This is a genomic window from Arthrobacter sp. P1_B3 (assembly GCF_056406615.1).
In genome coordinates this window covers 83,796-98,108 of the sequence record NZ_JBFTZV010000015.1, presented here as the reverse complement: position 1 = coordinate 98,108, position 14,313 = coordinate 83,796, and the positions used below count along the sequence as shown (strand labels likewise).

Below are 14,313 nucleotides of genomic sequence, written 5' to 3'. Positions count from 1 at the left end.
CGGACTGATGGTGAGGCAGCGGCGACGCACAGTGTTTCCGGCTCCGTTTCGCCCGGCGCTGGTCCTCGCAGCGCTGCTGCTGGCCGGCTGCGGCTCGCCGGTAGTGCCGCCCGCGACATCCGGCGTTGCGCCGGCGCCGGATGCAACGTCCGGCGGCCCGCATGCGGGAGACACTCAGCCGGGAAACGCGGAGTCGGGAAACGCGGGGTCGGGAAATTCCCCGCAGGGAACGCAGGGAACCACGCCGCCGGAAACAACACCGGGAACGGCTCCGGGGACCACGACGCCGGCAACCTCACCGGCGGCGGTGGGCCCGCCGTCGTCGTCCGGGTGGAAGACGTTCACGACGTCGGACGGGACGCTGAGTTTCGACTACCCGGCCACATGGGTGATCCGGGACCCGGCGGGGGAGGCGCCGCTGGGCGGAGAGTTCGTAGACGTGGTGAACGCCGCCGGGAAGCAGATGGCCGCGCTGCGCACGAATGTGGTCACGGGCGCCGAATGCAGCGAGCAGCAGCCGTACCTGCTCATCGATTCGGAGCCGATGCAGGCCCTCGCCGAACCCGGTGCGGCGGACCAGAATGGGCCGCGTTACGTCTTCGAGGGCCGCGGTGATGCCGCGGCACCGGAAGCTTCGCCGCCCACCTACGCGTCGTACGGCATCACCATGATGCCGGAGGAGACCGGACCCCTGGCGTGTCCGATGTTCCAGCTTTTCCTCTGGCCGCCCAGCGGTGCGCTGTTCGGCCAGGCCTACGACCCGGCGAAGAACACGACGCCGGGGGACCCCGGGCTGCCGTATCTGGAGAAGGCGAAGCTCTATGCCGCCACGGCGGAGTACCAGGACGTCCGGAAGATGATCACATCGCTCCGTCCCGCCGCCGAGGGGACGGGCACGGAACCGGCGAAGTAGGTGCGGCCGGACACTTCTTGGCGGCCGGCTGCGGTGCGGGCACGGCGCGCTGCCAACGTCGCTAGACAGCGGGCAGGTGCCGGTGTCGGCGGGCTGTCGGTGCCGGCGACGTGTTCCTGGTGCCGCGCTGCCCGGCCGACGGGGTGCTGCGGACCTCCCGGATCAGCCCGGTGCCGGCGCACTCGCGCACGGCCATGATCGCGTTCGCCGCCTGGCGTTTGTCGTCGAATGCTGTGGAAATGGCCAACACGGTCCCGTCGGCGGCTATGAGACGGAACCGGACGTTGGATTCCCCGTCCGTGAAGATTTCGAATTGTCCAGCCATTGTCTTGTCCTTTCGGGCAGCGGTGGCTGCCGGGAGGGTAAGGCACTTCGGTGTGCTGTTGCCGGGTCTTCGACAAGCTGTTGCAGTGCTGGAACAGCCTTTCGCGAACGTCGGCCGCCCGGAAAGGGGCAAAGGTCCCTTGGTGTCTGGGCGAAGAGACTTAGCCTGCGGGACCAAACCCCGCATGACCCAAACCAGGGGCGGTGGCGGGCGCTACATTGGGAGCATGACTGACAAACACCCTGTGCAGTTTCCGGCCGATTCCGGCGAGCCCGTGCGGCTGAACGCGCGGGTGTCCGGTGTGGTGCAGGCCGTCGGGTTCCGGTACTGGACGGTCCGGAAGGCCGAGGAGCTTGGGCTCAGCGGCACGGTCCGGAACAACTACGACGGCTCCGTGGGCATTGTGGCCGAGGGGCCGCAGTCCGTGGTGCTGGAGCTGCGTCGCTGGCTGCGCTCGCCCGAGGCGCCCGGCCGGGTGGAGGACGTCGAAGAATCGCTCTCGGCGGCGACGGGAGAGTTCGGCGGATTCGACGTGGCGTACTAGGGCTCCAGATGTGCTGGGCTGCAGCTGCACTCCGCCGGCCCGAGCTCCCCTGACCCGGGAACGGTAACCCGAGCCCGGGGCGAAGGACCCTCGGCAGCGCGGCCTGAGGCGAGTACGGTGTGCCCATGCAGAAAATATCGATCGATGCCCTGGCCAGGCAGCAGGTCGCGGCTGCCCTCGCTGCAGGGAGCGGACGGGCCGCCGACACGGTGTTCGGCGGGCACGAGAAAGTTCTGCGCCAGACCGTCATGGCGTTCAGGGCCGGGACACAGCTGAGCGAGCACCAGAACCCCGGGGAGGCGACGGTGTTTGTGCTCCGCGGCTGTGTGCGCCTGCGGGCCGGCAACGAATCCTGGCAGGGCAAAACCGGCGATCTGCTGATTGTGCCGGAGGGGCTGCACAGCCTGGAAGCCGAGGAAGACTCTGCGATCTTGATGACGGTGGCCAAGATCAGGACCTGAACCGCCCGCCCAATCCGGGTGGCCCGCAGCCATTCGAGACGAAGGAGAGGCCGAAAGTGAATTCCAGGGATGCCAGAGAGATCAGACATCTGCGCCCTTGCATGAAAGGGAGCGCACGGCAGGGGCCGGGACGATGACCGCCGTCGTGGTAACGCAGATCGGGGGCGCGACATGACCGTCATACCGTCCATCGAGGAGGTCCCGGAAACCCGGCGCTGGTGGGCGAGGGCGGCTTACGTCGCGGTCCTCCTCGCGGTGGCTGTCCCGTTGGCGGCTGCGGGTTTGGCAGGCACCATTGCGCTGGTCATGATCGATGCCGGCGCCGTGTTGGTGACTGTGGCTGCGATCTACTGGTTCCTCATCAGCCGCGGTTTCCTGCGCTGGTGTGCGTTGGCGCTCGCGGTACTGGCCCCGCTGGTGCTCGTGGTCCTACACATCCGGGCGGGCCTGCTGTGGGAGATGATGCTCTCGGTTGGACTGGCGTCTGTTGCGGTGGTCTGTGCCCGCGCCGCCCTCCGGGAAAGGGGCGAGGGCAAGGCCATGGCTGAGTACCCCGCTCCCACCTGGCGGCATGCCTTCCTGGTGATGAATCCGCGTTCCGGCGGGGGCAAGGTGGTGAAGTTCGATCTCCAGCGCAAGGCCGAGGAACTCGGTGCGGAGGTGGCACTTCTTGAAGGTCCGGGACAGGTGGATGTCGATGCGCTGGCCCGGCAGGCGGTGGAGCGCGGGGCCGACCTGCTCGGCGTCGCCGGTGGGGACGGGACCCAGGCGCTGGTGGCCGGCATCGCGGCCGAGCACAACCTTCCGTTCCTGGTGATTAGCGCCGGCACCCGCAACCATTTCGCCCTGGATCTCGGGCTGGACCGGGAGGACCCGACGGGCTGCCTGGACGCCCTCCGGGACGGCGTGGAGCTTCACGTTGACCTCGGCAAGATCAACGGCCGCACCTTCGTCAACAACTCATCTTTCGGCGTGTACGCCGAGGTGGTGCAGAGCCCGGAGTACCGCGACGACAAGGCCGGTACCGTGCTGGAGATGCTTCCGGACCTGATCAGGGGCGCTAAGGGTGCGCGACTTCGAGCCCAGATGGACGGCGCAACCGTGGACGGCCCGCAGGCGGTGCTGGTGAGTAACGGTCCGTACGGCAGCAACGACCTGGCCGGCCTGGGCCGCCGAACCCGGCTCGACCGCGGCGTTCTCGGCGCGGTGGCGCTCTCCGCCGCCAGCACCCGCGAAGCGGTGGGCCTGCTGCGCCGTGCCACGAAGCGCGGCCTGATCCAAGTCGCGGCGGCGGAGGTGGTGGTCGACGCCGACGTGCCCGAGATCCCCGTCGGTGTGGACGGGGAGGCCCTGCTGATGAGCACGCCGGTGCGATGCAGCATCGAACCCCGCGCGCTGCGGGTACTGGTTCCGCGGAACCGTCCAGGCGTCCCGCCGGCCCAGCCCTCCCTGGACCTGGTCCGGCTCCGTGAGTTGGCATGGGGGCGGCACCCGACTGCGCCGTCTGCACCGGCGTCCGCCGGCGAGTGACCGAGCCTCCCCAGGCGAGTGACCGTGTTGGACAGCCCCGCGGACAGCAAGGTGTGGACGGACTACAACGCCGCCCAGTCGACGCGTTCCGTGCGCCAGTTGTGCCTTGACGCGATGGCCTTCGCCGGTCCGGGCAACGGGCGCCGGGCCATTGATCTGGGCTGCGGCGCGGGCAAGGAAACCTTGGCGCTGCTCGACGGCGGCTGGCGGGTCCTCGCCGTCGATTCGCTGCCGGACACCCGGGACCGGCTGCTCGCGACCGTTCCCGCCGCGCTCGCCGAACAGTTGGAGATTGAGCTCAGCCCGTTCGAGGACCTTCCGCGGCTCCCGGAGGCGGGGCTCGTCCTGGCCAGCTATTCGCTGCCGTTCGTCCATCCGGCGAACTTCGGCCATGTCTGGCGGATGCTGCTGGGGGCGCTTCTGCCAGACGGCGTCATTGCCGTGAACCTGTTTGGGGACCGGGACTCCTGGGCCGTCATTCCCGAGTGGAACTTCCACACCGAAGCCGACGCCCGGGGGCTCTTTGCCGGACTGAAGATCCTGAAGTTTGAGGTGTTCGACGACGACGGTCAATCGTTCCGCGGGCCCAAGCACTGGCATATATTCGATGTGATCGCCCGGAAGGCGTGAGCGGCCGGGCGTGAGCTGCCGGCGGGCGGACGTCACGGAAGGCAGACTTTGATGCCCGGGCAAGGAGGGGATCCGCGGTTTTCCGGGGCAGATCTAGCCTGAACCGTGTGAGCCAGCCACTAGTTGTGTCTTGCCCATAACTGCAGCCACACGAGCAGGCGCGTTTCGGCGTCGTCGAGGTCTATGCCGAAGAGCGGCTCCACCCGGGACAAGCGGTAGCGGACCGTGTTGACGTGCACGTCCAGCGACTTGGCGGCGTCGATCGCGTTTCCGCCGCAGCTCAGGTAGGCGTAGATGGTTTCCTCGAAGGATTTCTTATGCTGTTCGTCGTACGCCGCGATACTGAGGGCATGCGCCCCGGGCAGCTGGCCGGCGGCCGTCAGCGACGAGACGACGTGGCGCAGCTGCAGACGCGAGCCGAGGGAGTCGTCGTCGGCCACGATGTCATCGGAATCGGCGGCTATGCGCCCTTCCGCGACGTTGCGTACAAGCTCGGACAGGACCAGTTCCGCGTTGACCCTGGACTCCTCCAAACGGTCGATCGTCGCTGAGCCGCCCAGCGCCGCCAGGACCGGGCGCGAGAGAAGCCGGCGCGCATTCTGCACAATTTTCAGAATCGCGGCGCGTTGGAATTGGCGTGACGATTCGGTGGTTTGCGGCAGGACGATGTAGACGATGTTGTCCGAGAGCCCGCAAACGGCCGAGGGCAGCCGGATGGCGCAGGCGGTCCGGATGGTATCGAAGAGCCGGAGGCGGGACTGCAGCGTTTCGGCTGCGATGGCATCGGACGGCCAGACGCCCAGGGCCGCAACACGGATCGACGGCGCCGAGATCCCAAGCCTGATGGCCGCCAGTTCGGCGCGTTTCGGATCGAACAGCAGCGGCTGGACCAGGTCTATCTGGCGCGTGAGGTTCGAGACGTAGGTGGTCCGTTTGTGCAGGATGTGGAGCGCGGCCACGTTGGCGGCTTCCCGCAGGATCCGGTTGGCGTCCTCGTTGTGGTGGTCCGCCCGTTCGAGGAGCCAGAGCGAGCCCAGAACTGAGTCGCCGGCCCGGATCGCGATGGCCGTGCGCCGGAGCAGGGGATCCTGCGTCACCACGTCCAGGGCGTCTGTGGCGGCATGGACGCGACGGTAGTCGTTATCCGTTTCCATGGAATGCGGTACCTGCAGACTCAGGATGGAACTCCTGCGCGTCTCGTCAATGGGTTGGTCCGGGAGGGTCGAATACGCCAGGATCGTCTGCTCGGGATCGGCGATCGCGATGGCACCGCCGGCTTGGGCCGCCACCGTGTTGGCGAGGTCGAACAGGTCGCCGGGCCGGATGTCCACCAGGGTCCGTCCCGATTGCCGGTGCGGGACGACTGCGGCATCCATGATCTCCGCGAGCTGGTTCCACGGCACCGAGTCGGAGGCCCGGAAAAGCGCCATCCCGTTGTCCCGGGCGGATGCCCGCAACACTTCGTCCGAGGTGCCGTTGGATTTGTAAACGATCGCCACGTAGCCGGCGTCGCTGAGCTCCCGCACTTTCGCGCCCAGACGTTTCCCGGAAAGGGACAAACCGATGGCCAGGGCCACGGCGCCCGGGAACTTGGTGGGCCGGGCCGTCGAGTCGTAGAGAACAGAGCCGGCGACGATCTGCCGGTCATCGGGCGGCATTTCCACCAGGCTGAGAATTTCAGAACCCGCCGAGCGGGCGACGTCGGCCAACGTGGGCAGGGCGTGCGTTTCCACAGCCGGCGTCGTCACGGGGACACCGCATCTGTTTGGCATTCGCTACTAATGACGGCCCCCTCAATTTGTCGATAACTCCATAGTGGTGCGGAGTTTCATTTCCTACGCTGAACCATAACGTAGGACAGCAAAACGGAAGGCCGTCATTGAAAATCAGCGAAGCCAAGCAGCTCATCCAGGTCAAAGCCCCGGTGATATCCCGCCGACGCCGGGTGCTGGCCAACGCTTTCAATGTCGAGGAATACCGGCAATCGGCGCGCAAGGTCCTGCCGGCAGGGATTTTCGACTACCTCGACGGCGGATCTGAAGACGAAGTGACGCTCCGCCGCAATCGAGCCGTCTTCGACGCGTGGGCCCTCATGCCCAGCTGGGGCCCGGTGTCCGGACCCGACACGACGACCACCCTGCTCGGAAAAGAAAGCGCGCTGCCGCTCACGTTGACCCCCACCGGGGCCACCCGGCTGTTCCACCCTGAGGGCGAGCTCGCCGTCGCGGCTGCCGCCGACCGGGCCCGCATCCCCTACGGGCTGGCCGGACTGAGCACCGTGGCCATGGAAACGATCGCAGAGCACCACCCGACCCTTGACCGCTGGTTCAATTTTGGGCTCACCTCCGACGCCCAGGCGCTGAAGGACAAACTTGCCCGTTGCGAGGCCGCCGGATTCACCACCCTGATTATCGGAGTCGATACACGAGCTCTGGGTTCGAGGGAGAGGGACCTCCACAACGGCTTCACCGCGCCCCCCGCTCTAACGCTTTCAACCATCGCGGACATCGCCCGCCGTCCCTCGTGGTGGATCAATTTCCTGAAGTCGGACGGAATCAGTTTTCCCAATCTGGATCCGCGCAGTGCCGCAGCCACCTCCGTGGTCACCCCGTCCATGTGGCAGCACATTCTTGGCCACTCGGATGCGACGAGCGGATGGAAGGAACTGGAAGCCTTGCGTCAGGCTTGGCACGGCAAGATCGTGCTCAAGGGCTGCGTCAACCCTGCCGACGTGGCAAAGGCCTCCCGTATTGGCCTGGACGCCGTCCAGCTGAGCAACCATGGCGGACGCCAACTCGACCACATGCTGAGCCCCATGGATGTCCTCCAGGAATCGCGGCAGCGGGTGGGCGACTCGATCGAGATCTACGTGGACTCCGGCATCCGCCGGGGCAGCGACATCCTCAAAGCGTTGGCGTTGGGTGCCGACGCCTGCTCGATCGGCCGGGCCTACCTGTACGGGTTGGTGGCGGCCGGATCGCCGGGCGTCGGGCGCATCATTGAGATCTTCGGGGACGAACTGCGGCGTACGATGACGTTGGTAGGCGTTTCCAGCATTTCCGAGTTGAAAGCACGAGGCGGGGAAATTCTGCGGGACATCCGTCGCTCTGGAGAAATCCTTGAAAATACAGCGTCGGGCAACACGATTTGATGAGTTCTGAACAAGCAGCCATGCAGTGCCCTCCCGCAGCGTTGCGGGAGCCTAGAGGATCCCTGAACAGCTAAGGAAACCATGCGCACCCGATACCTACTCCCCGTCCTCACCATAGCCACGGCGCTCTCGCTTTCCGGCTGCGTCAACAACAGCGAACCGGCCGCCACTGGCGGGGAGTCCGGAACCGCCGACGCCATCGACGTGAAAAAGAATGACTCGATTGCCGCGTCGCTTCCGGAGAAAATCAAGAGTGCCGGCGTGCTCAATGTCGGCATGGCTAACAACTACCCGCCCAACGAGTTCAAGGACGATAACGGTGCGCCGGCAGGCTGGTCAGTGGACCTTACCAACGCCTTGGGCCAGGTTATGGGATTGAAGGTCAATTTCGATATCGGCACCTTCGACAACATTCTTCCGGCGGTGAAGGCCGGAAAGGATGACATGGGCATGTCCTCCTTCACGGACACCCTGGAACGCGAAAAGCAGGTGGATTTCGTGAACTACTACTCCGCCGGCATCCAGTGGGCCTCGCCGAAGGGCAAGACCGTCGACCCCAATAACGCGTGCGGGCTCAAAGTCGCTGTCCAGGCAACCACCTATGAGGACACTCACGAAGTGCCCGCAAAATCGAAGGCCTGCACCGACGCCGGCAAACCGGCCATCACCATCTTCAAGTACGACGCGCAGGACCAGGCGACCAACGCCCTTGTGGTCGGACAGGTCGACGCCATGAGCGCCGATTCGCCCGTGACTCTCTATGCCATCTCCAAGACTAACGACAAGCTGCAGACCGCCGGCGACGCCTTCGAAGTGGCGCCGTACGGGATCCCCGTGGCCAAGGGCAGTGAATTTACGCCGGTCCTCCAGAAGGCCCTCCAGGCGCTGATCGACGATGGTACCTACAACAAGATCCTGTCCAAGTGGGGCGTGGAAGCCGGCGGAGTCAAGACGGCGGACCTCAACGTGGCAGCCAAAGGGTGATAGCACATGAGCGAGCCGGAATCCGACCGGATGATTGAGGCGGAACCGGGCAGGACGCCGCGGGCCGGCAGGGGACGGGACGCGGACAACGCGCCGCCGGAGGCGATCGTGGCGATCCCGCTGCGGCACCCGTGGCGGATTCTGATTGCCGTGGTGCTGCTGCTTGGGCTGGCGGTCTTTGTGTTGGACGCCGCGCAACGTGCAGACTACGGCTGGCCCGACGTCGGCAAGTACATCTTCGACCGCCGGATCAGCCAGGCTGCGTGGGTGACGTTGTGGCTGACCATCTACTCGATGATCGGCGCTATCGTCATCGGCCTGCTGCTGGCCATCATGCGCCTCTCGCCGAACCCGGTGCTGAAGAGCATCGCCTGGCTGTACATCTGGATTTTCCGGGGAACTCCAGTTTATGTGCAGCTCGTGTTCTGGGGCATCGTGTCCCTGATCTATCCGGTGTTTACGCTGGGTATTCCATTCACGACGCCGTGGGTCACCGTCCCGAACGAGATCTTCACAAACCTGTTTATCACCGCCGTGATCGGGCTGGCCCTGAATGAAGCCGCCTACATGTCTGAAATCGTGCGTGCAGGCCTGCTGTCAGTGGACGAGGGCCAGGAGGAAGCGTCGACGGCGCTGGCCATGTCCTGGGGGCAGACCATGCGGTACGTCGTGGTGCCGCAGGCCATGAAGATCATCATTCCGCCTACCGGCAACGAAGTGATTTCGATGCTCAAGACCACCTCCCTGGTGGCCGCGATTCCGTTGAGCGTTGACCTTTACGGCGTGTCCCGCGGTATTTCCGCGGTGACGTTCACTCCTGTGCCGCTGCTGATTGTGGCTTCCCTTTGGTACCTGCTCTTCACCTCCGTCCTGATGGTGGGACAGCACTTCATTGAAAAGCGGTTCTCCCGGGGAACCGGGCGGGTCAAGACGGGCAAGGAACCGGCGGCACCGGAGGCACCACCCACTGCGGGGCCCGGCGCCCCGGGTGCACCGCTCGGCACAGACTTTGGAGGAAAAGGATGACGGACGTGCCAATGGTGCTTGCGGAGAAGGTTTCCAAGAATTTCGGCACCAACAGGGTCTTGCGCGGGATCAGCCTGGAGGTCGACCCCGGGGAGGTTCTTTGCATTGTGGGGCCCAGCGGTTCGGGTAAGTCGACGTTCCTGCGGTGTATCAACCACCTGGAACGCGTTGATGGCGGCCGGCTTTCGGTCGACGGACAGCTCGTCGGCTACCGTCAAAAAGGCGAAAAGCTCTACGAACTCAAGCTCAAGGAAGCGGCTTTCCAACGCCAGGAAATCGGGATGGTCTTCCAACGATTCAACCTGTTTCCGCACCTGACCGCGGTGGAGAACATCACCCTTGCTCCCATGCGGGTGAAAGGTCTTTCTAAGACCAAAGCCACTGCCCGGGCCAAGGAACTCCTAGAGCGTGTGGGGCTGGGAGATAAGGGTGATGCCTATCCGGCCCACCTTTCGGGCGGCCAGCAGCAGCGGGTGGCCATTGCCCGTGCCTTGGCCATGGACCCGAAGCTGATGCTCTTCGACGAGCCGACAAGTGCATTGGATCCGGAGCTGGTGGGGGAAGTGCTGGACGTCATGAAGGAACTGGCCAAGAGCGGCATGACCATGATCGTGGTGACGCACGAGATGGGGTTCGCCCGCGAAGTGGCGGACACCTTGGTGTTCATGGATGAAGGAGTGGTGGTGGAGGCCGGAGCTCCCCGCCAGATCCTGAGCGATCCGCAGCACGACCGGACCAAGGCATTCCTGTCCAAGGTGCTCTGACGCCGGCGACCGCCGGCGAGTGACAGCGTGAACCCGGCGTGAGCCGAAAGCTATACTTCGAAGAATCCGAAGTTGGCGCTGCCGTGGCCGGTGCATTCCTGGGAAATGGGGCGATCATGACGTGGTACCGATCATCCAAGGGCCCTGTCCTATCCGCCCGGCAGGCTGCATGGTGACGCGACGGACGTTCTTTTCCGTAGCGGGTGGGGCCGTCGCGGCTTCCGTCGGAGGCATCGTGGTGAAGAACCAGTTGGATGGGCTGTCGCGGCAATCGCGTCTGCACTCGTTGGCCGGACGAGTCGGTGCCGCGCACGGACCTGGGATGGCCACGGCGGAGAAATTCCTCGAGCTCGTCCGCTGCGGCACACGTACTCTCCATGTGTCGGGGCAGGGGTCTGACGGCAACCCCGGAACGGAGCGGGCCCCGTTCCGGGAGATCAACACCGCCGTGCACCATGCCAGCCCCGGTGACCTGATCCTGGTTGGCTCCGGCGTATATGGTTACACGGAAGTATCTGGGTTCCATGGCTCGCCAGACGCCTGGCTAGGCATCATGGCCCGCGATGATCAGGCGCACGCTGTCATCTCCGTCCCTCCGCCTACGGACAACTTCCTCAACATCACCGGCTCTTCCTATGTTGGGCTTTATGGCTTCGAGGTCGCTGGTGACCAAAACAATGCGAATACCAACTGTTCTGGGATCTCCGTTCACGGGGGAAGCCACCATGTTGTCCTGTGGAACAACCACGTTCACGACTTTCCCGGGGGCGGAATCAATTGCTTCGACGCCGGCGGCTCCCACGATCTGGTGGATATCAGCTACAACAAGATTCACGGAACGTCACGGCACAGTCCGGAGAACACGTCCGGGATCAGCATCTACGCCGCCCAGGACCTCACCCAAGGGGAGCTGCTGCCTGGCGGATACGGCTATCGCATGGTCGGAAACTACATTTTTGACGTTGAATGCCTGGTCGAATTCCGGCGTGGTGGCTTTGACTATGTCACCGACGGCAACGGTATTTCCCTGGACCTGATCGAAAAAACGTATGGATACCGGAAACCGATCCTCGTCGAAAACAACATCATCAGTGGCTGTGGCGGGAGGGCTGTGCACGCGTTCGGAACCGTCAACACGGAGGTCGTGAGGAACACGGCCGTCGGAAACATGCGCACCAGGAGCCCTGCCATTTCAGGAGGTGCCGAGATGAATGGAACGGTGGACGGCTCCGTCCGGTTCGTGGGCAACGTTATCTGCCCGTTGAACACTCCCTCCAGCACTGACGCGGTGTCCACCTATGAGGACAATGTGGTCCTGGGCGGCACCCAATCGGTGCCGCCCGGGAATACCGACTTGCGGAGCTGGGGGCTGAGCTACTTCGCCGGCCCCCTCACCCCGGCGGAGCTCATCGACGGCACCGACCCGACAGCGTTCAGGGCCGCGGACTCCTGAGGGCTGCTGCCGCCACCTCGGAGTAGTCCGTGGTTGGCGTCAGTCTTCTCGGTGCGCTCCCAAACCAATCCGGTGTCGCGGAGGAACATGGAGAACCCGATTGCGAGGGGAATGGACCACCACAGCCAGAACACCATCAGGAACAGGGGGTTCACCCGCAGCAGGTATCGCAGGCGGTCCCGCTTCTCCGGCAGGACGGGCCCGGTCATCTTCCAGGCCCGGAATTGTCCGTAGCTGATTACCAAGACCGCCAAAACAATGTTCGTCAGGGACAGAACCATCAATGGCCCGTCGATGAAGGGATTTGCCGACGTGAACGCGCCGACGATTGCCCAAACTCCGATCACCAAGCCAATGGGGTTCAGCGCCAGCGAAAGGCAGGGGACGAAGTTCAGCCGGGCCCGGATCCGCTTGCTGAGGGGCATGCCCATCTGGACCAGCGGTCCTCCGAGGGACTGGAAGAACCCGGCCATCCACCGTTTCCTCTGAGTGATGCCTTGCCGGAACGTGGCCGGGACTTCCTCGACCAGCGGGGATTCGACAACGCCCAGGCGGTAGCCGTTCGTCCACATCCGCATCCCAATCTCGGGGTCCTCGATGGTCAGCCACGGATGGAAGCCACCCACTTCCAGCAGATCTGCAACCCGGAAGAACAGCCCCTTGCCGAGCACGTAGTAGGGATGGTGTCCATCGGCCGTCATGTGCTTGTACAGCGTTGAATCCCAGGCGATGTGATCCATGGCGAAGAACGCTGAAGCCCAGGAACTCGTCAGGTTGCCGGTGATATTCGTGAACTGGATGACGTCGTAGTCTTTGATTCCTTGCGCCGCGGTCTCGAAGTAGTCAACGGGAACGATGCTGTCGGCGTCGATGTAGGACAGCAGTGCGTCCGGGTGGTTCCCGGCAACGTTGTACATGGCCCAAATCAGCTGCCTGGTTTTCTTGGGTGGTAGGGCGGTTTCCCCGGTCCGCTTGCCGGCATGCCACCAGTAGGCCTTGGGGTTGTTGTCCCAGGAGGAGAAGACCGCCCGCCAACTGTGGTCGCTGGTCGGCGGGACGGCCTGGATCTCCAGGAAAGGGAATTCCTTTTGAAGCCGCCGCAGCGACGCAATGGTGGCGACGTCGTCGTGATTGGGAATGGCAACCACCCTCAACAGATTCCGCGGATACGGCGCGCGGGACATTCCGGTGAAGGTGGTCCGCATCGTCTCTTCGAGCTCGTTCAGCACGGGGTAGAACATGATGATGGGCGGTTTTGACCCCGTTCCGCCGGCCTTGTGGCGCGGCGGAATCAGGTTGACCTTCTGGGCAAGGAACCAGAGCGTGACCAGCAGGCTGAACAGGAAGAGAACCTGCACGACGGCGAAAATCGTGAGCATCGCCCCGTGCATCAGACGCTCAATCCGCGACGTCGCAGTTCAGCGACTGCTTCATCCTGCTTGTCGACCGCCGTCTGGTCCCGCACCCAGTCGACGAGTTCCTTCACGCCCTGGGTCCGGAAACGGTACAGGGGCTCAAAATCCAGCAGTTCCCTGGCTTCCGAGGGATCGGCCCAGCAGTGCCGGATGTCGCCGGAACGGAACTGTCCGGTCAGCTCGGGTTTTATGTCGACTCCGAGAGCCTCGGCCAGAAGCTCAGCCACTTCCAGGATGCTGATCGGATCACCGATACCGATGTTGATGGCCTTGCCGCTGGCACGTGGGGCGGTCAACGCCGCGACGGTTGCCCGGGCGACGTCGGCCACATGGATGAAATCCCTCATTTGCAGGCCGTCTTCATTTACCAGCGGCCGTTGCCCGTTGAGGAGGCGGCCACTGAAGATGGCGGCTACGCCGGTGTAGGGGTTCGAGAGCGCCTGCCTGGGGCCGTAGGCGTTGAAATACCGTACGGCCGTGACATCGATGCCGTACGCCGGGCCGACCGCCAGGCACAGCAACTCCTGGTCCATCTTGGAAATTGCGTAGACCGACGTCGGAAACAGGGGCTTGGTTTCGGCGGTCGGGACGGGCGTCAGTTCACGGTTGCAGCCGGTGCACCTGAGCTCCCAGTCGTGGGCGCGCAACTGCTCTTCGGTCCGCAACCGCGGGGCCTGCAGACCATGTTCGCTGCACATGTACGATCCCTCGCCGTAGATAGACATCGAGGAAGCGACAACAATTTTCGAAACCTGATGGGGTTCGTTGGCCAGGACGTCCAGCAGGACAGCTGTACCGCCGGTATTTGCCTGCACATAGCGCGAAATTTCGTACATGGACTGCCCGACGCCGACTTCCGCCGCCAGATGCACGATCTGATCCACGCCTTGAAGTGCCTCGATGAGGCGCGGGCGGTCAAACATATCCGCCTGAATGAACCGGACGTTCGCCGGAACGAACTGCGGCCCCTTGTCTCCGTGCACTTGCTTGACGAGTTTGTCGAACACGACCACGTCGTGTCCCTGCGAGACGAGCAGTTCCACAACGTGCGAGCCGATGAAACCGGCTCCGCCTGTTACGAGTATTCGCATGATGATTCTCCTTGTTCGGTGAAGTG

At 64.3% G+C, this 14,313-nt stretch carries 14 protein-coding genes; 10 read left to right on the top strand and 4 right to left on the bottom strand.

From position 1 onward, the window contains the following. Positions 1–31 precede the first annotated feature (31 nt). Positions 32–913: a hypothetical protein gene (locus AC1D2F_RS15815; RefSeq protein WP_476967138.1), complete on the top strand. Its 882-nt coding sequence runs from the start codon at positions 32–34 to the stop codon at positions 911–913. A gap of 61 nt (positions 914–974) precedes the next feature. Here AC1D2F_RS15815 and AC1D2F_RS15810 read toward each other — a convergent pair whose 3' ends face one another. Further along, the gene (locus AC1D2F_RS15810; RefSeq protein ID WP_476967137.1) at positions 975–1,238 is read right to left on the bottom strand and encodes a YegP family protein; all 264 of its coding nucleotides are present in this window, start codon (positions 1,236–1,238) and stop codon (positions 975–977) included. A gap of 226 nt (positions 1,239–1,464) precedes the next feature. Here AC1D2F_RS15810 and AC1D2F_RS15805 point away from each other — a divergent pair, with 226 nt between their 5' ends. The 4 genes from AC1D2F_RS15805 (at position 1,465) to AC1D2F_RS15790 (ending at position 4,403) form a co-directional block, all read left to right on the top strand. Next, complete coding sequence (locus tag AC1D2F_RS15805) at positions 1,465–1,782, top strand: acylphosphatase (RefSeq protein WP_229993880.1); 318 nt, start codon at positions 1,465–1,467, stop codon at positions 1,780–1,782. A gap of 125 nt (positions 1,783–1,907) precedes the next feature. After that, complete coding sequence (locus AC1D2F_RS15800) at positions 1,908–2,243, top strand: cupin domain-containing protein (RefSeq protein ID WP_229993881.1); 336 nt, start codon at positions 1,908–1,910, stop codon at positions 2,241–2,243. A gap of 171 nt (positions 2,244–2,414) precedes the next feature. Then, positions 2,415–3,773: a diacylglycerol/lipid kinase family protein gene (locus AC1D2F_RS15795; protein WP_476967136.1), complete on the top strand. Its 1,359-nt coding sequence runs from the start codon at positions 2,415–2,417 to the stop codon at positions 3,771–3,773. Positions 3,774–3,797: 24 nt separating this feature from the next. After that, a complete protein-coding gene (locus AC1D2F_RS15790; protein ID WP_476967135.1) occupies positions 3,798–4,403 on the top strand; it encodes a class I SAM-dependent methyltransferase in 606 nt (201 codons plus the stop codon). A 119-nt stretch (positions 4,404–4,522) separates the two neighbouring features. Here the strand turns inward: AC1D2F_RS15790 and AC1D2F_RS15785 are convergent, their stop codons facing one another. Beyond that, complete coding sequence (locus AC1D2F_RS15785) at positions 4,523–6,151, bottom strand: PucR family transcriptional regulator (RefSeq protein ID WP_364747713.1); 1,629 nt, start codon at positions 6,149–6,151, stop codon at positions 4,523–4,525. 131 nt (positions 6,152–6,282) lie between these two features. Between AC1D2F_RS15785 and AC1D2F_RS15780 the strand changes: the two genes are divergently transcribed. From AC1D2F_RS15780 to AC1D2F_RS15760, 5 genes are all read left to right on the top strand, one after another. After that, entirely contained in the window at positions 6,283–7,554 is a 1,272-nt protein-coding gene (locus AC1D2F_RS15780; protein ID WP_364747715.1) for an alpha-hydroxy acid oxidase, read from the top strand. 81 nt (positions 7,555–7,635) lie between these two features. Further along, complete coding sequence (locus AC1D2F_RS15775) at positions 7,636–8,538, top strand: ABC transporter substrate-binding protein (protein WP_364747717.1); 903 nt, start codon at positions 7,636–7,638, stop codon at positions 8,536–8,538. Positions 8,539–8,544: 6 nt separating this feature from the next. Next, positions 8,545–9,564, top strand: a complete 1,020-nt coding sequence (locus tag AC1D2F_RS15770) for an amino acid ABC transporter permease (protein WP_364747719.1) — start codon at positions 8,545–8,547, stop codon at positions 9,562–9,564. Next, a complete protein-coding gene (locus AC1D2F_RS15765) occupies positions 9,561–10,328 on the top strand; it encodes an amino acid ABC transporter ATP-binding protein (RefSeq protein ID WP_364747721.1) in 768 nt (255 codons plus the stop codon). Before AC1D2F_RS15770 ends, AC1D2F_RS15765 begins: the two co-directional genes overlap by 4 nt. A gap of 322 nt (positions 10,329–10,650) precedes the next feature. After that, on the top strand, positions 10,651–11,781 hold the full coding sequence (locus tag AC1D2F_RS15760) for a right-handed parallel beta-helix repeat-containing protein (protein WP_229993888.1): 1,131 nt from the start codon (positions 10,651–10,653) through the stop codon (positions 11,779–11,781). On the opposite strand, the gene AC1D2F_RS15755 is transcribed toward AC1D2F_RS15760, so the two are convergent. Beyond that, positions 11,703–13,172, bottom strand: a complete 1,470-nt coding sequence (locus AC1D2F_RS15755; RefSeq protein WP_476967134.1) for a glycosyltransferase family 2 protein — start codon at positions 13,170–13,172, stop codon at positions 11,703–11,705. The two genes, AC1D2F_RS15760 and AC1D2F_RS15755, sit on opposite strands and share 79 nt — an antisense overlap. Further along, the gene (locus AC1D2F_RS15750; protein WP_476967133.1) at positions 13,172–14,287 is read right to left on the bottom strand and encodes an NAD-dependent epimerase/dehydratase family protein; all 1,116 of its coding nucleotides are present in this window, start codon (positions 14,285–14,287) and stop codon (positions 13,172–13,174) included. The genes AC1D2F_RS15755 and AC1D2F_RS15750 overlap by 1 nt, the downstream gene beginning before the upstream one ends. Positions 14,288–14,313 lie beyond the last annotated feature (26 nt).